The organism is Pseudomonas matsuisoli, assembly GCF_014647635.1.
In the GTDB taxonomy this organism is placed as follows: domain Bacteria; phylum Pseudomonadota; class Gammaproteobacteria; order Pseudomonadales; family Pseudomonadaceae; genus Pseudomonas_P; species Pseudomonas_P matsuisoli.
In genome coordinates, this window is sequence record NZ_BMPO01000002.1 from 225680 (window position 1) to 246313 (window position 20634).

The following is a 20634-nucleotide window of genomic DNA, read 5'->3' on the forward strand; positions in this document are numbered from 1 at the left end:
GCGTGGACGCAAAATTGTCGCACAACTCGGTCAGCCATCCTATGGCGAAGCCGAACGCGTAGGCCGAGCGGCCGGGGGGGAGAAATTATGCAATTGCATGCAAAGGCAGGATCAATGCCCAATGCTAAAAGTTGCACGCAATGAAGAGTCCCAAACCTTGGTTTGGAAATACCGAAACTCACTTCTTGAAAGAAACCCAGCCAATAGGGAATGGGTCAATGCCATCAAAACTGCAAGACCAAAGGCTTACGTCTGCATGCGGTGAGTTGCATAGCGATATAAGCGAAGCGAGCAGCACGGCTGCATCTTTCCGCAAATAGCGACTAGGCCCCTAGGCATGAGGCGCGCACGGCGAAAAAGCTACGACTAACTGGTGGCTCGGGTAACCACGCCGCGCGGCTTAACCATACGCCCAACAAAATGAACAACACGCTCGATAAATGAAAGACGGGTGCGTGCTGGGAGCGGCTCGGCAAACGCATTAGTGTTTTCGAGATCCTGCATAGAGTCAGCGAAGCTCATGATTTGTCCTTTATCTCAGCAGAAAAAAGTAATCGAGATATGCCTACGCTTGGGCGATCAGCTAGAGGTGCGAGTGTAGGTAGCGCGTGGTGCGACCATGCGTGCGAAAGTCTTCAGAACTTCGATGAAACGCGGGCGAGAGCGCTTGGCACTAGGCGCGGCGTTCACGTTGGTGGCTTCCAGGTCCTGCATGCATTCGGCAAAGCTCATAGCGGTCACTCCTCGATAAGGGTAGGGCAAAACGATGAAGCAACTAGTTTTTAATATGCTGAGCTACTGGGCGAGCACTAAGTGCGCGGGAGACTTTTTTAACGATAGTTTCAAAAAAGCTAGCGCGAGGAGCTTTAACTACGACATCTGAGTATTCGTTCATTTTTTCCAGGTCGTTCATGCAGTCGGCGAAGCTCATAGCGATTTCCTTTTTCACTTAGTTATAAGTCTGCGATGAGAGGAGTTGATCCCTTCCCTTCGCCGTTCGATGGAGCTAATCATTACCGTGTTTGCGTCAGTGTGCAAGTAAAAAATTTGATTTTTTCGAAAAAAAGTTTGAAGAATGTGGCGGGGGAAAGTGTGTGTTCAAAGCGGAAATAATTAATAAGGAACAAACTAGTTCCGTCCCCACGATATTGGGCAATCGCAAACTTCACTAGGCGTCAATTACGTCGTTCTTAGTTTCCTTAGTTATCAGGTTACCGTACGCGGCGGCCCGCTCCGCGTATGCCTTTGCGCCGCGGTATTGCGAGAGTTGAGGCCTGCCGACTGACCGGATGGCAGGGTGGACTTACCGCATTGGTTTCCCGGGTGCGAATGAGGTTTTGCTAATCGCATTGAGACCTTCCTTGATAACGATGACTAGACTATGGACAGTTTTTTTCTTGTCGGGGTTTCTGCCCAAATAATGGCGCCGTAATATCGACTCTTAATGCTCTGATATTGATCCGATTCCGTTCAAAATTCGCGGTGCCCAGGCACTACCTTAGCGCATAGGTCACCGTGCAAATGTGTCATGACAACCAATGTAACGAGTATCGAGCTCATAGTATGCGCGGGAATAGACAGGGGCGCGACACCTGGCCTTTCCTCCTGCTAAGTGGCGACCGCCCCGTAAACCTTGGGAATGCCGAAAACTTGGTCTTCACCAGTTACTTAACTGCGCATCCGCTCGAGATGAACCGCCAAGTTTTTCTCAAGTTTCCGCGCCCGCCGGCGACAAATCGGCGCAGTAAAACAGACAACGCCTGATTGGAGGGCGCCGGAGCAGCGGGGCCGTGTTAGTGCCGCCGGTCTGCCCGTCCCATTTTATGCCCTGCACGGCACGCTCCGCTGCGCAGGCTAGACAGCTCGGGCGCTGCTATACCTAAAGAACATCGGGCCATCAGGAACACAGCATGCGCAACAATTTGCCGGTTACATCTCGCGAGCGAACGTTCAAGCCGGACGAACGCCTTATCTCCACGACCGATCTCACGAGCAAGATTACGTATTGCAACGATGCCTTCGTCGAGATCAGCGGTTTCACGCGGGAAGAATTGATTGGGCAACCGCACAACCTGGTACGCCACCCAGATATGCCGGCATCTGTGTTCAAGCACATGTGGGAAACCATCAGCCAAGGCAAGCCTTGGATGGGATTGGTTAAGAACCGCGCCAAAAATGGCGATTTTTATTGGGTTAGCGCCTACGTGACACCTGTGTTGGAGAGTGGCCGCGTAGTGGGTTACGAATCGGTTCGCTCGCTGCCAACGGCGCGCCAAAAAGAGCGCGCTGAAGCCGTATACGCTCGCCTGCGCGAGGGAAAACCCGCCATTAGCTCGCTCAAACGCATTTGGCGGGACATGCGTCTGTCGGTAGCGTCGATCGTTGCTGCGCTGTTGTTGCTGGCAGGCTATGCGCTGCTGCCGCCAGCGGCCTTCGTGGTTCTATTGATCGTGTGCATGGCATCCGTTGCGGTGTACCAGCTGCATCATGCCCGTACGACCATACAGCGGACATTGAGCGAACATCCAAAGGCATTTACGAGCCCGTTGGTCGCGTTGACCTACAGCGACAATGCCGGGATTCAAGCGCAATTGGACCTTGCAATCATCAGTGAAGAAGCTCGCTTGCAAACGGCGCTCACGCGTTTGGAGGATGCATCGGATAGCGTTCGGCAACGTGCCGTGCAGTCGGCGGAATTGTCTGCATCCAGCGCAGACCTGCTGGATCGTCAGCGCAGTGAAACCGATCAGTCGGCTGCGGCGATCAACCAGATGGCGGCTACTATTCAAGAGGTCGCGCATAACGTCCAATCTACGGCCCAGGCTGCAGAAGACGCTGACCGCCTCGCACAACAAGGTCGCGGACTTGCGGGCGATAGCCTGCAAGCGATTCGGCACATGGCCAAAGCCGTGGGTGATATCGGTCATGCTGTGCACGAGTTGGCCGAATCCACGCGATCCATTGGTGGTGTGACCGAAACCATCGCGTCGATCGCGGACCAGACCAACCTGCTTGCGCTAAACGCCGCGATCGAAGCGGCGCGCGCGGGCGAGCAAGGACGGGGGTTCGCAGTGGTCGCCGACGAGGTGAGGGCACTCGCTGCCCGTACTCGTGAGTCTACGGAACAAATCCAGCAGATCGTTTCTTCGTTGCGTTCCGGCGCTGAGCACGCAGTTGACACTGCCAGCAAGGGTGAGGATATCGCCCAATCGAGTGTTGCGAGTGTTGAGGCAGTGCGCGAAGCGTTAGACGGTATCAGTTCCGCGGTGAGCCGGATCACGTCGATGAGTCAACAAATGGCAGCTGCGTCCGAAGAGCAGAGTCACGTGGCAGACGACATTAACCAGCAGATTACTCGTATTGCCGAATTGTCAGACCATAGTACGGGCCAAGCCCAACAGAGCGCGCAGATCGGTAAGGAGCTCGAGCAAATGGCGGGGTATCTGAACAGCCTGGCGGAGCGTTTCAACCGGTAGCTGAACGCAGGCTAGCGTAGATTGACGTGCCGCTCGGGCATAGGCATGGTGGCGCCTTTTCGTATTCGTACTCGCATGCCCAGACCGCAATGTTCTAAATGCATGAGGCCAGCAAGCCTATGCTTGTGTGCGTACATTCCTCATCTGCACAGTGCGACGCGGGTGCTGGTGCTGCAGCACCCGAGTGAACAGCGCCACGCATTGAACACCGCTCGTCTCGCTGCGCTAGGGCTTGCGAATGCCGAGTTGTTGGTCGGCGAAGTTTTCAGCGACCTTCAAGCGCATTTGGTTGCCAGCGGTCGCCGCGCTCTGCTCTTGTTCCCTGGCGATCATTCGGTCGCGCTTTCCAACGTCGAGCCAGCCGGTGAGGCTGGCGATTTGTTGGTCGTCCCAGACGGAACCTGGCGTAAAGCACGGAAGCTGCTCTATATGAATCCATGCCTGCTCGAGCTACCACGGGTTACGCTCCCAATTGGTGGGCGATCCCGCTACCGCTTGCGCAAGGCGCCGTCAGAGGACGCGCTCTCGACATTGGAAGCAGTCGTTGGCGCCCTTAACGTGCTGGAGCAGCCGCAGCGTTTCGATGCGCTGCTCGAACCTTTCGAGCGTCTGATCGATGGGCAGATCAGTGCAATGGGTCACGACGTTTACCTTCGCAACCATGCGTCTTCGATCGCATACCAAGAAAGATCGATGCGTTCGGATAACGAGTCCTAGACGAGATCTTCCAAGGAACGTTCACGAAAACCGCTGCGTCTACTGACCGTATGCGTCCAGCTGTCCCGATGTGCATCTCGTTCATCCCTTAGGGTTGAGCGGGAGAGCAAATGGTCACGGCTGGAGCAGTTGTCCTTAGAAGGAGCATTCATGTCGAACGTCAAAAGCACACGTATCGTCCTCGCCGCGCGCCCGAGTGGGCGGCCCGCCGAGGATGATTTTCGTACGCAAACCGAAGAACTCCCAGCGCTGAAAGACGGGCAGGTATTACTGAAAATCCTGTATTTGTCACTTGATCCGTATATGCGCGAGCGCATGAAGGATGCCAAGTCCTACGCGCCTCCGTTGCAAATCGGCGACGTGATCGTCGGTGGTACGGTTGGAGAGGTGGTTGAGAGTCGGCATGGCGAGTTCAGTCCAGGGGATACGGTGCTTTCTTACTCAGGATGGAAAACGCATGCGGTGGAAGACGGCGAAAGCTTGCGAAAGCTCGACCCATCCAAAACACCCGTCACGACCGCGTTGGGCGTGCTGGGTATGCCTGGGTTCACGGCCTATAGCGGTCTCTTGACGATTGGGCAACCAAAGCCTGGCGAGACCGTCGTCGTCGCGGCCGCGAGCGGCCCCGTGGGATCGGCAGTGGGCCAGATCGCGCGTCTCAAAGGTGCCCGAGTGGTGGGCATCGCAGGCGGCGCGAAGAAGTGTGCGTTGCTAAAGAACGAGTTCGACTTCGATGAGGCAATCGATCATCGTGGCGAAGACTTTCCAGAGCGACTGAAGGCCGCTTGCCCACAAGGCATCGATGTCTACTTCGAAAATGTCGGTGGTCCCGTGTGGGACGCGGTTTTCCCGCTTCTCAACACCTACGCGCGGGTGCCGGTTTGCGGACTAGTCGCGCACTACAATCAAACCGGGGCGGCCGAAGGCTCGGACCGCTTGCCGGGCATGATGCGCGAGATACTGCATAAGAGTCTAACCATCCGCGGATTCATCCAGACCGAATTCGTGGAAACCCAGATGTGTGCCTTCAGTGAGGAAATGTCCGAGTGGGTCGCTAACGGGCAGGTGAAATACCGCGAGGACATCATCGACGGTTTGGAGAACGCCCCGGCCGCGTTCGCGGGGCTCCTCGAAGGCAAAAACGTTGGTAAGCTCATTGTGAAGCTATAAGCCCATGGACACGTTGAAGATTGCCACCTTCAACATCAATGGCATCCGTTCACGGCTTCCGTTGCTGTTGACGTGGCTCGGAAGAGAGCGGCCCGACGTCGTTTGCCTGCAGGAATTGAAGGCGCCTGATGCCGCGTTCCCCATAACGGAAATAGCTCAGGCGGGTTACGGAGCACTCTGGCACGGGCAATCTTCCTGGAACGGCGTGGCAATACTGGCTCGGGACATGGAGCCCTTGGAAATTCGCCGAGGACTACCCGGTGATCCGGGCGACAAGCAGAGTCGCTATTTGGAAGCTGCAGTGCACGGGGTCATCGTCGCGAGCCTTTATCTCCCGAATGGCAACCCGCAACCAGGGCCCAAGTTCGACTACAAGCTCGCCTGGTTCGAGCGCTTCATCGCACATGCGCAGGCGTTGTGGCGTAGCGGCCATCCGGTTGTATTGGCGGGCGATTACAACGTCGTGCCGACGGATGCGGATATCTACAGTACCCGCTCCTGGCAAAAAGACGCGCTGCTTCAGCCCGAGAGCCGCGCCTGTTTCAAGCGGCTGTTGGCGCAGGGCTGGACGGACGCATTAAGGGCTCATTTCGGCAATGAACGGATCTACACCTTCTGGGATTATTTCCGCCAGCATTGGCAGCGCGATGCCGGGTTGCGCATTGATCACCTCCTGCTCAGCCAGGCCGTTGCAGGTGAGCTCGTGGACGCGGGCGTGGACCGATGGGTGAGGGGAGAAGAGAAGGCCAGCGATCACGCCCCCGCATGGGTGAGTATTCGTCGCCCAACGCAATAGACGTCAATACGTAAGTCTCTCTAATACCTGTAAAACCCTGCAATTCGCAGGTGGTAATCGCAGGTTCGATAGCATAAAGTAGCCGCCTCTTTGGGGAGTAGCCTGCTGCGGACCCCGCTTGTTCCGTAGCGCGCGTGTCAACATTCTTGGCAAAAATTGCCATGGCACGTGCACCATTCGGTTGGCGAGACCATCGACTTACCTGTGCCAGGGTCGGGCGCGCAGGTTTGTCGTGGACTCGGGCCCGGCCGGATAACAACCATGAATTTAGCCTCCATTACCTTACTTGCTCTCGCTATGTCGACGGACGCGTTCGCGGCTGCCGTCGGCAAAGGCGCTGCGTTGCATAAGCCCCCGTTGAGAGAGGCGCTGCGTACTGGGCTGATTTTTGGTGTGATCGAAACGATTACGCCTTTGATTGGATGGGTTATTGGCCTGGCTGCCTCGCAATATGTTTCGCAGTGGGACCACTGGATCGCGTTCACGCTGCTGTCTTGCCTTGGGGTTCATATGATCTGGGCAGGGATGGGCGAGCCCGAACAGGCCGATGAGCTCAAGCAAACGCATTCATTCTGGCTGCTGGCGGTGACTGCGGTCGCGACGAGCCTTGATGCCCTTGCGGTGGGTGTCACGCTGGCGTTCGTCGACGTCAGCATCTTCTGGGCCGCCATTGCCATTGGGCTGGCTACCACGGTCATGGTGACGATCGGCGTCATGCTAGGGCGGACCATCGGAACCATTATCGGTAAGCGCGCGGAGATTGTGGGTGGTCTTGTGTTGATCGTGGTTGGCGTTGCAGTGTTGTTCGACCACCTCTCTGCAGCCACCGGCCAGTGATTCATCCCTGAACGCGGTCATAGCGGCGCCGCGTTCGCCTCCTATCCAGGTACTGGACAATGCTTACCGCCCGACCGGGCAGTAATCCAAAGCGGAAGGCAGGAATTCAATCCCTTTCTATTCGTATACGAAACAACGCGCCGCCCAGCGCAGACTCTTCAAGGGTCAGTTCCGCGTCGTAGCTGTCGATGATGTCCTTCACCACCGCAAGCCCAATGCCCTGGCCGGGATGTTGGGCATCCAGCCGCTCGCCGCGCCGAAGAATACGTTCCCGTTGTTCGGTCGGGATGCCAGGACCGTCATCTTCTACGGAAAGCTCCAGCGCGCCGCCCGTCATCCAGCGTGCGCTCACGCGAACCTCCTCCAGGCATAGGCGATAAGCGTTTTCCAGCAGATTTCCCAGAAGCTCCATGAGTGCGCCGCGTTCCATTGGCGCCATGCATTTTTCAGGAATCTGGATGACCGTACGCACCGATTTTTCGAGATAGACCTTATCTAGCGTCCCGCACAGGCTGACCACCATCGGCTCGAGCTCGACGCGATATTTGACCAGGCCACTCTTTCCCAGGGTCGCGCGCTGCAGCTGATAGTCGATTTGCTGGCTCATGCGCTCGATCTGAGTTTGCAGCACGCGGGCCTGCTCGCGATTTTGTGCACCCGGGGCCAATGTTTCACTGATGCTTTGCAGCACGCTCAAAGGTGTTTTTAGGCTGTGCGCGAGGTCTGCGAGCGCATGCCGGTAGCGTCCGCGTTGCCGACGCTCGCTTTCGAGCAAACGGTTCAACGAGCGGGTCAGACGCAACATCTCGTGGGGGTGATGTTCACTGAGCGTCGTTTCATTACCGGACTCGATGTTATCGAGCTCCACACTCAAACGCCGCAGGGACCGGAATCCCCACGTTAGACCGAGCCAAAGCAATACGAGTAGGACCAACAAGCCGCCGCCGAGCCATAGATAGAGCTGCCGGCGGAACTGGTCGAGCATGCCTTGATATTCACTGGCCGGCTGCATCGTGATGAAGCTGTATGCGGCATTCGTGTCGTCCGACAGCATGATCTCCACGTCGAAAACGAAGTACTCCTGGCCATTTCCATCGCGCGTGCGTACGAACTCCGTCGTGCCGCCCTGATAGCGCGGCAGATAGTAGATGGGCTCGTCTTCGGCAGAGCGAGACTGCCAGATGCGCTTGCCCTCTCTATCAAAGATGTAGCCGAGCAGTTTGGCGTCAGGAAGATTGAATTCTTCGTCCGGCATCCTATCCGGCATTTGCAACTGTCCGTCCACCATGTGCGCCGCCCCGATCAAGGTGCTGGCATCGGCGGCAAGACGCTGTTCGATAACGCCTTGCATTGTGTTATCGAAGGATCGCTGCAGGGCCGTTAGCAGCGCCAACATGAACACGACGGCGAGGATCGCGGCGCCGATCATCAGGCGCGCGCGCAGCGATACGCCGGCTAGCCGAATCGGCATCAACGGCAGCGCTCGTTGAACATGTAGCCAAGTCCGCGGACAGTCTCGATAGGCTTCATGCTGCATTGGCTTTCCAGTTTACGGCGTAGCCGCCCCACCAATACCTCGATCACATTCGGGTCGCGCTCTTCATCGTGCGGATACAACTGCTCCATCAGACGCTCCTTGGGGACCACCTGCTGATGGTGACGCATGAGGTATTCAAGTATCCGGTACTCATAGGCAGTCAGCGCCAAGGTCGCCTCGCCGCAAAGGGCTTGCTTGCGATTCAAATCCAGGGTCAACGATTGCGCGGCAATGGTTTGCTGGGTAAACCCCGTGGAGCGACGAAGCAGCGCGTTCATACGCGCTTCCAACTCTTCGAACTGAAACGGCTTGACCACGTAGTCGTCCGCTCCGGAAGATAATCCCTCCACTTTGTCCTGCCAGTTACCGCGCGCAGTGAGTATCAGGATCGGGAACGACTTGCCCTGGGAGCGCAGCTGACGGATAAGATCGAGCCCGCTAATGCCTGGTAAACCTAGATCAATGACCGCGAGATCGTAGTGAAACTCGCTGGCCTTGTAGAGCGCCTCCTCAGCATTAGGAGCAGCGTCTACCATGTGGCCGCTTTCCCCCAGGCGTGTCTGCAAGTGGTGACGTAATAGCGCTTCGTCTTCGACCACCAGCATCTTCATCGTTTTTCCTCTTGTGAACGGCCAGATTGGCTTGCCAACTGATTAGACACACGGCAAGCCCGGTCCGCTATTTTTGTGGGCCGGGCTGCGTGAAACGTATTCGCGAAGGCGTCCAACCGCGAAGACTGATCGGGCCCGAGAACGGACCGCAGCCCATTAAAACTTGTAGTTAACGCCAAGATAGAGTTGCTCGGTGCTGTGCAGGTCGAGCGAACCCAGTTTCGCACCGCCGTGTTCGCTGATTTCCGTGCTGGCATTGCTGCGAGTATAGCGATAGCCAGCTTCCACTTCGGCATTGTCAGCCACTTGCTGAATCACGCCAGCCTGAGCGCCGATTAGGTAGCCAATGTCGCTGTCGCGGCTGTAGCCAGACGAGTTCTGCTCGAGCTTGGTCAAGCCCAGGGACCCACCGCCGAACAGTTTGGTGCCGAAGTTGTTTACCGGGTAGACGTAGTCGTAGCTGCCGTACAGATTCTGCTGGCGCAGCTTATAGCCGCTATTGCTACCGGACAGATACTCGTAGGTACCATAGTAGCGACCGTTCTCGACGGATTGGCCCGCGCGGATGCCATAGCTGGTGTCGTGGTAGATCACGCCATCCAGATTCGGGCTACCGAGGTTTTGCGAAAGCGCACTGGAGCTGCGGATGTTGTCATTCGCCTTGCCCAGCGTAACGCCTGCGAAGTTGTCCGCCGCCTGGGCGCCAACGGCTGTGAAGGTCAACGCTGCGGTCATCGCAATCAGGCTGATTTTTTTCATCGAAGTCTCCTAGAGGCATGTCAATTAACGCGTTCCAGTCTGCCTATAGGGCTCTGAACGGCTCCTGAATCTGCGCTGAACCTTCGCTGAATCAATGCGAAGCGAGTGCCTGGACGTCTGACTTACGCTACCGTTGGCACCACCTCGGTCGGCCAAGAATCGTCCATGCACCACACCGTTTTACCTTCGGAGCGTTATCACCAATCCTTGGCAACCGGGGATTTTCAGCCAGACCCTGCCCAACTGGGCGCACTGCGGCTACTGGACGAATGCCATATCGCACTGCATGCGAAGAAGACTATCCGGGGCGTCTACCTCTGGGGCCCGGTCGGCCGTGGAAAAACCTGGCTGATGGACCTGTTTCATCAAGGTTTGGACGTCCCGGCCCGACGACAGCACTTTCATCACTTCATGCAGTGGGTCCATCGACAGCTGTTCGCCTTGAATGGAACGGCTGATCCCCTGGGGCAACTGGCTAAAAATCTCTCCGCTGAGACGCGGGTGTTGTGTTTCGATGAACTCCATGTCAGCGACATCGGCGACGCAATGCTTCTTGGCCATTTGTTCGAAGCGATGTTCACGCAGGGCATCGTGATCGTGGCAACGTCGAACCAGCCGCCGGAGCGTTTATACGAGGGCGGCTATAACCGCGACCGTTTTGCGCCCGCAATCAGGGCCATCGAAACGAACATGAGGACCGTCGAGGTGGCGGGCGAAACCGATCACCGCTTGCGGAGTGGCGTATCGACCCAACGCTATTGGGTACGATTGAGCGCGCAGGAAAGTGGGCTGGCTGACGCCTTTGCCGCTTATGGCCCCGCAACGCTGAAATCGACGTTAGCGGTAGGCCGTCGCCCATTGAGTGCAATCGGCACGAGCGCGCGGGCGCTTTGGTGCAGTTTCGATGAGCTCTGCCATGCACCGCGTACCGCCACCGACTTCATCGAACTGTGCCAGCGTTTCGAAGCCGTTTTCCTGAGCGATGTGCCGGTATTGGGCGGCGCCCCACGGCCTGCGAAGATCGCGCGTGGAACGGAAGACGGCGCCGTGCGAGTCGAAGCGGGCGACCGAGAACTACCGGCCTTGGCCCGTAACGACGACAGCGTACGGCGCTTCATCGCGCTGGTCGACGAGTGTTACGACCAACGCGTGCCTCTCTATATAGAGGCGTACGTATCGATCGATGAGCTCTACCTGGAAGGGTTTCTCGAATTCGCGTTTCGTCGAACACGTAGCCGCTTGAAGGAAATGCAGCTGCAGCGCTGGCCCGGCGAAGTACGTTCCGGGTGATGTTAAAGCTTTACTGGCTTTTTCGTTTTCCGCACGCCAGCGAGCAAACGCCGGTCCAAGAAGCGGTTTCATCCTTGAGAACGCTCATGACGTTGTGTTTCTTGCGCCGGTCTTCACGCGCGCGCTGGCTGGTGCTGGCGTGCACCTTGATACCCTTCCACGCGTTCGCCGCCCGTGACGCGCTCGATCGAGTGCTCGCGGACGCCGCTGCGTTGGCGCCTCTGCAAACCGTTGCGTTGGCTCAGGACGGGCAGATCGTGGCCGAGCGGGGTTATCGCGGTCATCGAACGACCGACGCCACCAACATCAAATCTGCCTCTAAATCCGTCATCGCGACGCTCGTCGGAATCGCGATCGACAAAGGCGTCCTTGAAGGTCCGGACCAGCATGTTGTAGATCTTTTGAAGGCGGACCTGCCCGCCAACGCCGACCCGCGGCTTCAGGACGTTACGCTCGGCAACCTATTGTCCATGCAAGCGGGCCTTGGTTCGACGTCCGGGCAGAATTACGGTGCCTGGGTCGCCAGTCGAAACTGGGTGCGCGCGGCACTGGCGCGACCTTTCTTGGACGCGCCGGGCGGCGCAATGATCTATTCCACGGGCTCGACACATCTGCTTTCAGCCATTCTGACCCGACGCACCGGCCGCTCGACTTGGCAATTGGCCCGCGAATGGCTCGGTCCCCTCGACGGCTTCGCCATTACGGCCTGGTCCCGTGACCCACAGGGTGTTTACTTGGGCGGCAACGAAATGGCGATGAGCACCCGATCACTGCTGGCCTTTGGCGAGCTCTACCGAAACGGTGGCCGCGCATCGGACGGCACCCGCCTGCTTTCGCAGTCATGGATCGACGCCGCCTGGACACCACGCACGCGATCGCGCTACACCGGCGACGGATATGGCTACGGCTGGTTCATCACCCGCAAGGCTGACGAGAACGTCCGCTATGGCTGGGGGTACGGCGGGCAGATGATCTACGTCGCGCCGGATATCGGCCTGACCGTGGCGATGACCTCCAGCGCCCAGCCATCTGGCGGCCAACTCGGGCATCGCGAGGACCTGCATCGGTTGCTCGAGCGCATCATCGTGGCGGTGAAAGATGATTCCGCACAAGGCGGATCTGAAAGCGGTACATGAATAGGACGCGTCAGTGAACAGAAGCGCTGGAGATTGGCGGTTCAAACGGATTGAAATGCTATTGCGCGGCGATCCTGTCCGCCTCCAACTACTTCGCGAGGTCGCCGCGCTAGGGCTCCCAGATTGCTGGATAGGTGCAGGCTTTATACGCAGCCTCGTCTGGGACCACTCGCACGGTTATGAAAGCTCGTCGCTTGCGAATGATGTGGACGTTGTCTGGTTTGATCCAAAGCAAGGTGTTGAGGCCGACCGGCACCACGAACAGCGGCTTGCTGCCAGCGCCCCCACCGTTAAATGGTCAGTGAAGAATCAGGCTCGAATGCATGCAGGGAACGGCGACGCACCGTACCTCTCCACGACGGATGCCATGCGCTACTGGCCGGAAACGGCCACAGCCATCGCCGTTCGGTTGTCGGCCGATGGACACTTGGACATAACCGCGCCATTCGGACTCGACGATTTGTTCGCGCTGATCGTCAGGCCAACGCCGAGATTCGAGAATGAAAAGCGCGCCGTTTATCGCGACCGAATCCGTCGTAAGAAGTGGCACGAGCGGTGGCCTAAGGTGTGTTTGCGGGATGTCTGACTGCATCCGTGTGTTTGTTCTCATCGTCACTTCAGATGTGCAGCGTTCAGATTGCCTCTCACCTAGGCGTTGAACGAGTCCAACGGCTAAACCTTCGCTAATGCGATCGTGCAGCCGAATCGGCTGTGAAATCGACCTTCTTTGACCGAGAACGGCCCTTTGCACGCCTCGTTTCGACGCTCGGCTAGGCCTGCCACTGCGCAAAATGTCCCCGTCCAATGCACCACGGGTGACACATGCAAACCACATCGACTGTACTCATGGTCCGCCCCGCGCGGTTCTCGTTCAATCCGGATACCGCAGGCAACAACGCTTTTCAGCACGACGACCTTCCGGCAGACCACGTCAGTGAGCAGGCTGTGCGCGAGTTCGACGCTTACTTCGACGCGCTGCGGGCACATGGCGTAACGGTCGAGGTCGTGCAGGACCGCGCGCAGCCGCATACGCCTGATTCGATCTTTCCGAACAACGGATTCAGCACGCACCCGGATGGCTTGCTGGTGCTTTACCCGATGCAGGGTGAAAACCGCCGTCTCGAGCGGGGTAAAGGGGCTATCGAGCGTCTGGCCCGAGATTACGAAGTCAGCCGAACGTGGGATTTCACACCTGAGGAAGCCGACGGTCGCTACCTAGAAGGCACCGGTAGTCTGGTTCTGGACCACGAAGCCCGCGTCGCCTACGCATGCCGGTCGGTGCGCACCCACGACGCGCTGTTGGATACGTTCGCGGCGCAGATGGACTTTCGCGTGGTGGCGTTCGATGCGCATGACGCGCGCGGCGTGCCGGTTTACCACACCAACGTGATGATGAGCGTTGGCCGCACCTTGGCGCCGGTTTGCCTGGATGCCATTGGTGATCTTTGGCAACGGAGCGTGGTGCGGGAAGGGCTGGAGAACGCCGACAAGCAAGTCCTGCCGTTGACGTTGGCACAGCTGGATGGGTTTGCCGGCAACATGCTTGAAATACAAGGGGGGCGCGGACAGCCGTTGCTGGTCATGTCACGCAGTGCCTGGCATTGCCTGGATACCTGGCAGCGCACGCTCATCGAACGGCACGCCGAACCGCTGGTGGTCACGCTCGACACCATCGAGCGCGTAGGTGGCGGCAGCGCCCGCTGCATGCTCGCCGAGATCCGCTTGCCGCGTAAGGCGGTGCGCGCATGAAGGACATCACTGTGAAACGTCAGGACTTCGACCGTTACCTCGTGCCGACCTACGCACCTGCACCGTTCATTCCCGTGCATGGCCGTGGCGCGCGGTTGTGGGATCAGGACGGTCGCGAGCGTGTCGATTTCACCAGCGGCATCGCGGTGAATGTGTTGGGTCACGGCCATCCCGCATTGCTCAAGGCCTTGCGCGAGCAGGCGGATCATCTCTGGCACGTCTCCAATGGTTTTACCAACGAGCCCGCGTTGCGCCTGGCGAAGCGTCTGGTCGAAGCCACCTTTGCTGAGCGAGTGTTCTTCTGCAACTCCGGGGCCGAGGCCAATGAGGCGGCCCTAAAGCTGGCGCGCCGCGTCGCCAGCGATCGGTTCGGCCAACAGAAATACGAGATCGTGGCGGCGGGCAACAGCTTTCACGGCCGTAGCCTGTTCACGGTGAACGTCGGCGGGCAGCCCAAGTACGCCGAGGGCTTTGGGCCGAATATTGAAGGCATCCGGCATGTGCCGTTCGACGACATCACCGCGCTGCGCGACGCCGTCAGTGAGAGGACGTGCGCTGTAATGCTCGAGCCCGTGCAAGGCGAGGGTGGCGTCATTCCCGCCGACGCGGATTACCTGCGCGCGGCGCGCGAACTGTGCGATACGCACAACGCGTTGCTGATTTTCGATGAAGTGCAAACCGGCGTAGGACGGTGCGGCGAGCTCTACGCCTACCAGCATTACGGCGTCACGCCGGATGTCATGACCAGCGCGAAGGGCCTCGGTGGCGGCTTTCCGATCGGCGCCATGCTGACCCTTGCGCGCTTTGCTGCTCACCTGACGCCCGGTACGCATGGCACCACTTACGGCGGCAATCCATTGGCGTGCGCGGTGGCCGAGGCCGTCTTGCAACAGGTCGACACGCCAGCCATGCGCTCAGGTGTGCATGAGCGGCATACGTGTTTCGTCGAATCACTCGATGTCCTAGCCCGTCGCTACGGCGTATTTGGTTCGCCACGGGGGCTGGGCTTGTTGCTTGGTTGCCCACTTACGGAGCGCTATGCCGGGCAGGCGAAAGCGATCTGCAACATTGCCGCCGATGAGGGGGTGATGATCCTACAGGCAGGTCCGGGCGTACTGCGTTTTGCCCCCAGCCTGGTCATCGACGCGAGCGATATCGAAAAGGGCCTATCGAGACTCGAGCGCGCACTCACACGTTTCCTCGGGGATCGGCAATGAGCGAATGGATCGTACGCCCCGCGCGCCTTTCCGACCTGGAACAGGTTCACCGCCTTGCAGGCGAAAGCCCTATCGGTGTGACTTCCTTGCCGGACGACAGGGAACGCCTGGCGCAGCGGTTGAGGTTATCGGAAACTTCGTTTGCCAGTGACGTGGCCTATCCGGGGGAGGAGGAGTACTTCTTCGTCCTCGAGCGTTGTCAGGACGGTGAACTGATCGGTTGCGCGGGCATTCAGGCAACCTGCGGCTACCGTCAGCCGTTCTACAGTTTTCGCCACGAAACCCTGGTGCATGCCTCGCCGGAGCTTGGCATCAACAACAAGATCCACGCGCTTTCGCTGTGCCACGACCTTGCCGATTGCAGCGCGCTGAATGCCTTTCATGTTTCCGACGCCTGGCGCGACGGCTCCGCCGCCGAGTTGATATCCCGCGCGCGACTGCTCTTCATCGCCAGTCATGCGTCCCGGTTTTCCCGGCGTGTAATCGCCGAGATCGTTGGTTACAGCGATGAGGCGGGGCGCTCACCGTTCTGGGATGGGCTGGGACGGCATTTCTTCGGTCTGGAATATGCCGAAGCCGAACGGCTCGACGCGACCCAGAATCGCGCGTTCATGGCCGAACTGCTACCGCATTACCCGATTTATGTGTCGCTGCTTCCGGACCCGGCCCAAGACGCAATCGGGGCGGTACACCCGAAAGCGCGACGCCCTTACGACATCCTGATCGATGAAGGTTTTGAGACCGAGCGGTATGTCGATGTCTACGACGCTGGCCCGACGCTGGAGGCCGCTCTGGATCGCATCGGTTCGGTGACAGGGAGCCGCAGGCTTCAGATTGAAGTGAGTGACGTGCGGCAAGACGGGCCGGAATGGCTGGTCGTGAACGAGGGGCTGGAAGCGTTTCGTGCAGGCCTGGTGCGCTCGGACATTGTTGATAACGGCGCGCTGCGGATTGGCGCAGCTGACGCCGACGCACTGGGCATAAAAACCGGCGACTCCGTTCGCGCAGTCCCAAGCAAAGGGGCGCAGGCATGATCGTACGTCCCGTTCAAGCGGCGGATCTGGATGACCTGCTGGCCTTGGCACGCAGCGCTGGCTCCGGCCTCACCACACTCCCGGCGGATGCCGAGCGCCTGGCACACCGCGTGCGCTGGGCCGAGAAGACCTTTGCGCGCGACGTCGAGCGTGCCGATGCCGACTATCTGTTTGTGATGGAAGACGATGCCGGTCAGGTGGTGGGAATCACCGGCCTGGCCGGCGCGGTTGGCTTGCGTGAGCCTTGGTACAACTATCGCCTGGGCATGACGCTGAGCGCGTCGCCACGGCTGGGCATCCATCGGCCGATTAAGACCCTGTCGCTTGCGAATGATCTTTGCGGCCTGTCCGAAGTCTGCTCGCTGTTCCTACATGCGGATCACCGCATCGGTCTGAACGGTAAGTTGCTGTCGAAATCGCGGTTTCTCTTCCTGGCGGAGTTCGCGTCGCTGTTCAGCGAGCGGATCATTGCCGAGATGCGCGGTGTTTCGGATGCCGATGGGCAATCGCCGTTCTGGGATGGCCTAGGTCGCCATTTCTTCACCATGCCGTTCGCCCGCGCCGACTACCTGACCGGAATCGGCAACAAGTCCTTCATTGCTGAACTTATGCCGAAATTCCCGGTGTACACCTGCTTCCTGCCGGAGGCCGCGCAGGCCGCGATAGGACGCGTGCACCCCAATACTGAACCGGCATTACGGCTGCTGATGGCGGAAGGCTTCTCCCACCGTGGCTACGTGGACATCTTCGATGGGGGCGCGGTGGTCGAGTGCGAGACGCGGGCTATTCGTTCGGTGCGTGAAAGCGGTGTGTATGTACTCGCCATCGGAACACCACCCACACGGGCGCAGCCGTTCCTCATTTACAACAGGGGCTTTGCAAATTGCCGCATGACGTGTGCGCCTGCACATGTTGCCTCCGGCGCGTTGGTCGTTTCACAGACGACGGCAAGCCGTCTCGCCCTGCGCGCTGGCGATCAGGTCCGCGCGGTGTCATTGATCTCTACCGGGGATGCCAAACCATGAGCTGTCATTTCATCGCAGGAAACTGGATCGAAGGCGAGGGCGACGAACTGCTATCCCTCGATCCATTCCTGGGTACGCCCGTCTGGCAGGGGCGCCACGCCACCGTTGCGGAAGTGGAGCGCGCCGTAGCCAGCGCAGCACAAGCACAGTCGGCGTGGGCGTTGATGCCCCTTACCGAACGCATTCGGGTGTTGCACCGATTCGAAGACTGCCTACGTGAGCGCCATGAAGCACTCGCTCAGGCCATCGGTGCGGAGACCGGCAAGCCATTGTGGGAAGCCCGAACGGAAGTCGCCGCCATGATCAATAAGGTCGGCATCTCCATAGGGGCGCAGGCGGAGCGTGCGGGCGAGCAAACGCGTGACGTCGCAGGCGGCACGGCGATGCTGCGCCACAAACCGCACGGTGTCGTCGCTGTGTTCGGGCCCTACAATTTCCCCGGTCATTTGCCGAACGGGCACATCGTGCCAGCATTGCTCGCCGGCAATGCCGTGGTGTTCAAACCCAGTGAGCAGGTGCCGCATACGGCGCACTTGACGGTCGAGTGCTGGCAGGCGGCGGGATTGCCTGAGGGCGTGCTCAATCTCGTTCAGGGTGGTCGCGCAACCGGCATAGCGTTGGCATCGTCTTCAAGTCTGAATGGTCTCTTTTTCACGGGATCGAGCGCGACTGGCGAGGTGTTGCATCGGCAGTTCGCTGGGCGTCCCGATTTCATGCTGGCGTTGGAGATGGGTGGCAATAACCCCTTGGTGGTGGAAGAGGTCGAGCACTTGGATGCCGCTGTCTACACCATCATCCAGTCCGCCTTCGTTTCTGCCGGTCAGCGTTGCACGTGTGCGCGGCGGTTATTGGTGCCGACGGGCGAGTGGGGCGATAGGCTCCTCGAACGGCTGGTGACGGTTACCGCTGGGTTATTGGGCGGTGCGTATGGGGTAGAGCCAGCGCCGTTCTTTGGAACCTTGATCAGCCATGACGCTGCACGTCAGGTCGTCGAGGCCTGGGCTGACTTGCTCCATCGAGGAGGAAGGGCGTTGCTGACGATGAGTCGCGACAGCGAACATCCTGCGCTGGTGCGTCCAGGCATCATCGACATGACAGGTATTGCCGAGGTACCGGATCAGGAAATCTTCGGCCCACTGCTACAGGTCATGCGCTATGAAGGGTTGGACAATGCGTTAAGCCTGGCCAACGCTACGCGATACGGGCTGGCGGCAGGGTTGATCTCGGATCGCCGCGAGGCATTCGAGCGCTTTGCGGCGCTCAGCCGAGCCGGTGTCGTGAATTGGAACAAGCCGCTGACCGGCGCGTCCAGCGATGCGCCATTCGGGGGTGTGGGCGCCTCCGGTAATCATCGTCCGAGCGCGTGGTATGCGGCGGATTACTGCGCTTATCCCATGGCTTCGCTGTGGGGTGAGCAGGTCGCGTTGCCAGAGCGTTTGCCCGCAGGAATGACGCTATGAACGCGACCGGTTTACTCGCCGCGACCTTGGCCGGAACGCAAGGCAAGCCATTTCAACTCGCCTGTGGCGCTAAGGTCAGGTGGCTCGGTGTGGGTGCCGTGCTGGTCGAGCCCCAAGCGCCATTGCGCAAGGACGTGCTGCTGTCCGCGGGTATCCACGGCAACGAGACGGCGCCGATAGAACTACTCGACCGCCTCTTCGAGCGGGTGATGGCAGGTCGGGTGGTGGTACGGCAGCGGCTTTTGTTCGTACTCGGCAATCCACCTGCGATGGAGCAGGGCACCCGGTACATCGATTACGACATGAACCGATTGTTCAATGGTCGCCATGCCGATCATTCCAGCCTGGAAGCACTGCGCGCCGAACAGCTCGAGGGGTTCGCGCAGGCATTCTTCCAAAGCGACGTACGCTTGCACTATGACTTGCATACCGCCATACGCGGTTCACGCATCGAGCGCTTCGCCTTGTATCCCTGGGCGGAAGGGCGAGTGCCGTCGGACGTGGAAATGCGACGCTTGGCGGAAGCGGGTATTGAGGCGCTGTTACTGCATAGCGAGGCCGGCAACACCTACGCGGCTTATACATTCGGCGCGTTGGGCGCGGACAGCTTCACCCTCGAGCTGGGTAAGGCTCGCCCCTTCGGGTGTAACGCGGCCCTTGATCTGACCGCGCTGGAAAACAGTTTCGAGGCGTTGCTTCAGGGGCAGGAGCCTACTGCGCGTGCACGTCCCGATCGGTATCGGGTCGAGAGGTCCATCATTCGAAAAAGCGCGGCGTTTCGCCTGTCTCTCGCAAGCGACGCCGAAAACTTCACCGAGTTGCCTGTGGGTTACCTCGTCGCCGAGGACGGTGACACCCAGTGGGTCGTACGTACCCAGGGTACCCATGTGCTTTTCCCGAACCCAAACGTCGCCATAGGGCTGCGCGCAGGCCTGTTGGTCGTGCCGGAATAGCACCTAAATGGTTCGCCATCTCTTCCTCATGCACAGTAATCGTGCGATCTGGCAAGCCGCTGCCAGTTTCGTACAGGTTAACTTTCATCCGTTAAAAGTTGCCAAATACGCAACTTTGGTGGATTTAAAGAACGTTTTTGCTGGGCTCTTGGGGATGGCCTGTTTATTGCCTAGTTACATTGGGTTTCCAAATAGGCAACAAAAATTGAATCGCATGGCCCGAGCACCAAAGGCAGCAGAACGCACGATCGAGATGCCCAGCATCAGCGCAGATGGACTGAATGTAGGTAGCCGCCTCCGTGCAGCACGGTTGGCGAAGGGGCTACTGATCGACGATGTCGCGCAACGCGTGGGCGTGAGCAAATCCTTTATCAGCCGTTTTGAGCGGGATGTGGTTCAGGCCTCCGTGGCAACGCTGCTGCGTGTATGTGACGCCATTGGCATCAAGCCCGCCGAGCTGTTCGCACCGCCGAGCACCAATTTCGTCCGTGCGGGCGAGGGGACGCCAATCAGCCTTGGCGGTGAGCGTATGCGCGAATACCTCATCGGCGGGCCTGGCAACGAACACATGATGGCCCTGTTGTCGGTGATCGAGCCGGGCGGTGGGTCGGGACCGGAGGCGTACACGCTGAAGGCTGCGAGCGACATGGTGCATGTCCAGACCGGCCGGTTGGAGATCTGCGTGGGCGAAGAGACCTACCTGCTCCAAGCGGGCGATACCTTGACCTTCCCACCGAGCATTCCGCACACCTGGCGGAATCCCTCCGAGGGCGAAACCTGCACGGCGCTGTGGGTGATCGTGCCACCGCCCGCCTGATACCTGATCGACGTATCGCTTCAATTTTCCAGAGAGTTCGAGTACCCATC

Annotated in this window: 21 protein-coding genes, 1 pseudogene and 1 riboswitch; of the genes and pseudogenes, 16 read left to right on the plus strand and 6 right to left on the minus strand. The window is 59.1% G+C overall.

Translation table 11 applies throughout. The features are described from left to right. Window positions 1-366: 366 nt before the first annotated feature. From IEY47_RS04565 to IEY47_RS04575, 3 genes are read right to left on the minus strand one after another with little or no spacing between them, the layout of a single operon-like run. The gene (locus IEY47_RS04565) at window positions 367-522 is read right to left on the minus strand and encodes a hypothetical protein (protein WP_188981977.1); all 156 of its coding nucleotides are present in this window, start codon (window positions 520-522) and stop codon (window positions 367-369) included. Window positions 523-579: 57 nt separating this feature from the next. Then, the gene (locus tag IEY47_RS04570) at window positions 580-732 is read right to left on the minus strand and encodes a hypothetical protein (RefSeq protein ID WP_188981978.1); all 153 of its coding nucleotides are present in this window, start codon (window positions 730-732) and stop codon (window positions 580-582) included. 43 nt (window positions 733-775) lie between these two features. After that, window positions 776-931, minus strand: a complete 156-nt coding sequence (locus IEY47_RS04575; RefSeq protein ID WP_188981979.1) for a hypothetical protein — start codon at window positions 929-931, stop codon at window positions 776-778. A gap of 979 nt (window positions 932-1910) precedes the next feature. On the opposite strand from IEY47_RS04575, the pseudogene IEY47_RS20695 reads away from it, so the two are divergent. The 6 genes and pseudogenes from IEY47_RS20695 to mntP form a co-directional block, all read left to right on the plus strand. Beyond that, window positions 1911-2192: pseudogene (locus IEY47_RS20695) on the plus strand (PAS domain-containing protein); the annotation flags it as partial. Window positions 2193-2456: 264 nt separating this feature from the next. Then, window positions 2457-3476: a methyl-accepting chemotaxis protein gene (locus tag IEY47_RS04580; RefSeq protein ID WP_373293521.1), complete on the plus strand. Its 1020-nt coding sequence runs from the start codon at window positions 2457-2459 to the stop codon at window positions 3474-3476. A 75-nt stretch (window positions 3477-3551) separates the two neighbouring features. Next, window positions 3552-4193 (plus strand): tRNA-uridine aminocarboxypropyltransferase, encoded by a 642-nt coding sequence (locus IEY47_RS04585; protein WP_188981981.1) that lies wholly within the window; start codon window positions 3552-3554, stop codon window positions 4191-4193. 150 nt (window positions 4194-4343) lie between these two features. After that, complete coding sequence (curA, locus tag IEY47_RS04590; RefSeq protein ID WP_188981982.1) at window positions 4344-5363, plus strand: NADPH-dependent curcumin/dihydrocurcumin reductase; 1020 nt, start codon at window positions 4344-4346, stop codon at window positions 5361-5363. A gap of 4 nt (window positions 5364-5367) precedes the next feature. Then, entirely contained in the window at window positions 5368-6159 is a 792-nt protein-coding gene (gene xth / locus IEY47_RS04595; RefSeq protein WP_188981983.1) for an exodeoxyribonuclease III, read from the plus strand. 85 nt (window positions 6160-6244) lie between these two features. After that, window positions 6245-6416, plus strand: a riboswitch (yybP-ykoY riboswitch). A gap of 4 nt (window positions 6417-6420) precedes the next feature. Next, window positions 6421-6996 (plus strand): manganese efflux pump MntP, encoded by a 576-nt coding sequence (gene mntP / locus IEY47_RS04600; protein WP_188981984.1) that lies wholly within the window; start codon window positions 6421-6423, stop codon window positions 6994-6996. Window positions 6997-7102: 106 nt separating this feature from the next. Here mntP and IEY47_RS04605 read toward each other — a convergent pair whose 3' ends face one another. The 3 genes from IEY47_RS04605 to IEY47_RS04615 form a co-directional block, all read right to left on the minus strand. Then, window positions 7103-8467 carry an ATP-binding protein gene (locus IEY47_RS04605; protein ID WP_229779209.1) on the minus strand — a complete coding sequence of 455 codons (1365 nt, stop codon included), beginning with the start codon at window positions 8465-8467 and terminating at the stop codon, window positions 7103-7105. After that, on the minus strand, window positions 8467-9144 hold the full coding sequence (locus IEY47_RS04610; RefSeq protein WP_188981986.1) for a response regulator: 678 nt from the start codon (window positions 9142-9144) through the stop codon (window positions 8467-8469). The genes IEY47_RS04605 and IEY47_RS04610 overlap by 1 nt, the downstream gene beginning before the upstream one ends. Window positions 9145-9300: 156 nt before the next feature. Then, complete coding sequence (locus IEY47_RS04615; protein WP_188981987.1) at window positions 9301-9903, minus strand: outer membrane beta-barrel protein; 603 nt, start codon at window positions 9901-9903, stop codon at window positions 9301-9303. Window positions 9904-10068: 165 nt separating this feature from the next. Here IEY47_RS04615 and zapE point away from each other — a divergent pair, with 165 nt between their 5' ends. From zapE to IEY47_RS04665, 10 genes are all read left to right on the plus strand, one after another. Continuing rightward, window positions 10069-11193, plus strand: coding sequence for a cell division protein ZapE (zapE, locus tag IEY47_RS04620; protein WP_188981988.1), 1125 nt, complete (start codon window positions 10069-10071; stop codon window positions 11191-11193). 86 nt (window positions 11194-11279) lie between these two features. Further along, window positions 11280-12329 (plus strand): serine hydrolase domain-containing protein, encoded by a 1050-nt coding sequence (locus IEY47_RS04625; protein WP_188981989.1) that lies wholly within the window; start codon window positions 11280-11282, stop codon window positions 12327-12329. A 55-nt stretch (window positions 12330-12384) separates the two neighbouring features. Further along, on the plus strand, window positions 12385-12915 hold the full coding sequence (locus IEY47_RS04630; protein ID WP_188982311.1) for a nucleotidyltransferase family protein: 531 nt from the start codon (window positions 12385-12387) through the stop codon (window positions 12913-12915). 236 nt (window positions 12916-13151) lie between these two features. Beyond that, window positions 13152-14078 (plus strand): citrulline utilization hydrolase CtlX, encoded by a 927-nt coding sequence (gene ctlX, locus IEY47_RS04635; RefSeq protein WP_188981990.1) that lies wholly within the window; start codon window positions 13152-13154, stop codon window positions 14076-14078. Continuing rightward, a complete protein-coding gene (gene astC / locus IEY47_RS04640) occupies window positions 14075-15295 on the plus strand; it encodes an acetylornithine/succinylornithine family transaminase (protein WP_188981991.1) in 1221 nt (406 codons plus the stop codon). Before ctlX ends, astC begins: the two co-directional genes overlap by 4 nt. Beyond that, a complete protein-coding gene (gene astA, locus IEY47_RS04645) occupies window positions 15292-16329 on the plus strand; it encodes an arginine N-succinyltransferase (RefSeq protein ID WP_188981992.1) in 1038 nt (345 codons plus the stop codon). Before astC ends, astA (IEY47_RS04645) begins: the two co-directional genes overlap by 4 nt. Beyond that, window positions 16326-17354 carry an arginine N-succinyltransferase gene (gene astA / locus IEY47_RS04650; protein ID WP_188981993.1) on the plus strand — a complete coding sequence of 343 codons (1029 nt, stop codon included), beginning with the start codon at window positions 16326-16328 and terminating at the stop codon, window positions 17352-17354. Before astA (IEY47_RS04645) ends, astA (IEY47_RS04650) begins: the two co-directional genes overlap by 4 nt. Beyond that, on the plus strand, window positions 17351-18814 hold the full coding sequence (gene astD, locus IEY47_RS04655) for a succinylglutamate-semialdehyde dehydrogenase (protein WP_188981994.1): 1464 nt from the start codon (window positions 17351-17353) through the stop codon (window positions 18812-18814). The genes astA (IEY47_RS04650) and astD overlap by 4 nt, the downstream gene beginning before the upstream one ends. Then, window positions 18811-19767 carry a succinylglutamate desuccinylase gene (astE, locus tag IEY47_RS04660; protein WP_188981995.1) on the plus strand — a complete coding sequence of 319 codons (957 nt, stop codon included), beginning with the start codon at window positions 18811-18813 and terminating at the stop codon, window positions 19765-19767. Before astD ends, astE begins: the two co-directional genes overlap by 4 nt. Before the next feature lie 214 nt (window positions 19768-19981). Beyond that, entirely contained in the window at window positions 19982-20584 is a 603-nt protein-coding gene (locus tag IEY47_RS04665) for a helix-turn-helix domain-containing protein (RefSeq protein ID WP_229779211.1), read from the plus strand. Window positions 20585-20634: the final 50 nt, after the last annotated feature.

Coding starts and splice junctions, on each gene's coding strand:
- IEY47_RS04565 (WP_188981977.1), bottom strand. CDS start 522: ATGAGCTTCGCTGACTCTATGCAGGATCTCGAAAACACTAATGCGTTT.
- IEY47_RS04570 (WP_188981978.1), bottom strand. CDS start 732: ATGAGCTTTGCCGAATGCATGCAGGACCTGGAAGCCACCAACGTGAAC.
- IEY47_RS04575 (WP_188981979.1), bottom strand. CDS start 931: ATGAGCTTCGCCGACTGCATGAACGACCTGGAAAAAATGAACGAATAC.
- IEY47_RS04580 (WP_373293521.1), top strand. CDS start 2,457: ATGGCATCCGTTGCGGTGTACCAGCTGCATCATGCCCGTACGACCATA.
- IEY47_RS04585 (WP_188981981.1), top strand. CDS start 3,552: ATGCCCAGACCGCAATGTTCTAAATGCATGAGGCCAGCAAGCCTATGC.
- curA (WP_188981982.1), top strand. CDS start 4,344: ATGTCGAACGTCAAAAGCACACGTATCGTCCTCGCCGCGCGCCCGAGT.
- xth (WP_188981983.1), top strand. CDS start 5,368: ATGGACACGTTGAAGATTGCCACCTTCAACATCAATGGCATCCGTTCA.
- mntP (WP_188981984.1), top strand. CDS start 6,421: ATGAATTTAGCCTCCATTACCTTACTTGCTCTCGCTATGTCGACGGAC.
- IEY47_RS04605 (WP_229779209.1), bottom strand. CDS start 8,467: ATGCCGATTCGGCTAGCCGGCGTATCGCTGCGCGCGCGCCTGATGATC.
- IEY47_RS04610 (WP_188981986.1), bottom strand. CDS start 9,144: ATGAAGATGCTGGTGGTCGAAGACGAAGCGCTATTACGTCACCACTTG.
- IEY47_RS04615 (WP_188981987.1), bottom strand. CDS start 9,903: ATGAAAAAAATCAGCCTGATTGCGATGACCGCAGCGTTGACCTTCACA.
- zapE (WP_188981988.1), top strand. CDS start 10,069: ATGCACCACACCGTTTTACCTTCGGAGCGTTATCACCAATCCTTGGCA.
- IEY47_RS04625 (WP_188981989.1), top strand. CDS start 11,280: ATGACGTTGTGTTTCTTGCGCCGGTCTTCACGCGCGCGCTGGCTGGTG.
- IEY47_RS04630 (WP_188982311.1), top strand. CDS start 12,385: ATGCTATTGCGCGGCGATCCTGTCCGCCTCCAACTACTTCGCGAGGTC.
- ctlX (WP_188981990.1), top strand. CDS start 13,152: ATGCAAACCACATCGACTGTACTCATGGTCCGCCCCGCGCGGTTCTCG.
- astC (WP_188981991.1), top strand. CDS start 14,075: ATGAAGGACATCACTGTGAAACGTCAGGACTTCGACCGTTACCTCGTG.
- astA (WP_188981992.1), top strand. CDS start 15,292: ATGAGCGAATGGATCGTACGCCCCGCGCGCCTTTCCGACCTGGAACAG.
- astA (WP_188981993.1), top strand. CDS start 16,326: ATGATCGTACGTCCCGTTCAAGCGGCGGATCTGGATGACCTGCTGGCC.
- astD (WP_188981994.1), top strand. CDS start 17,351: ATGAGCTGTCATTTCATCGCAGGAAACTGGATCGAAGGCGAGGGCGAC.
- astE (WP_188981995.1), top strand. CDS start 18,811: ATGAACGCGACCGGTTTACTCGCCGCGACCTTGGCCGGAACGCAAGGC.
- IEY47_RS04665 (WP_229779211.1), top strand. CDS start 19,982: ATGGCCCGAGCACCAAAGGCAGCAGAACGCACGATCGAGATGCCCAGC.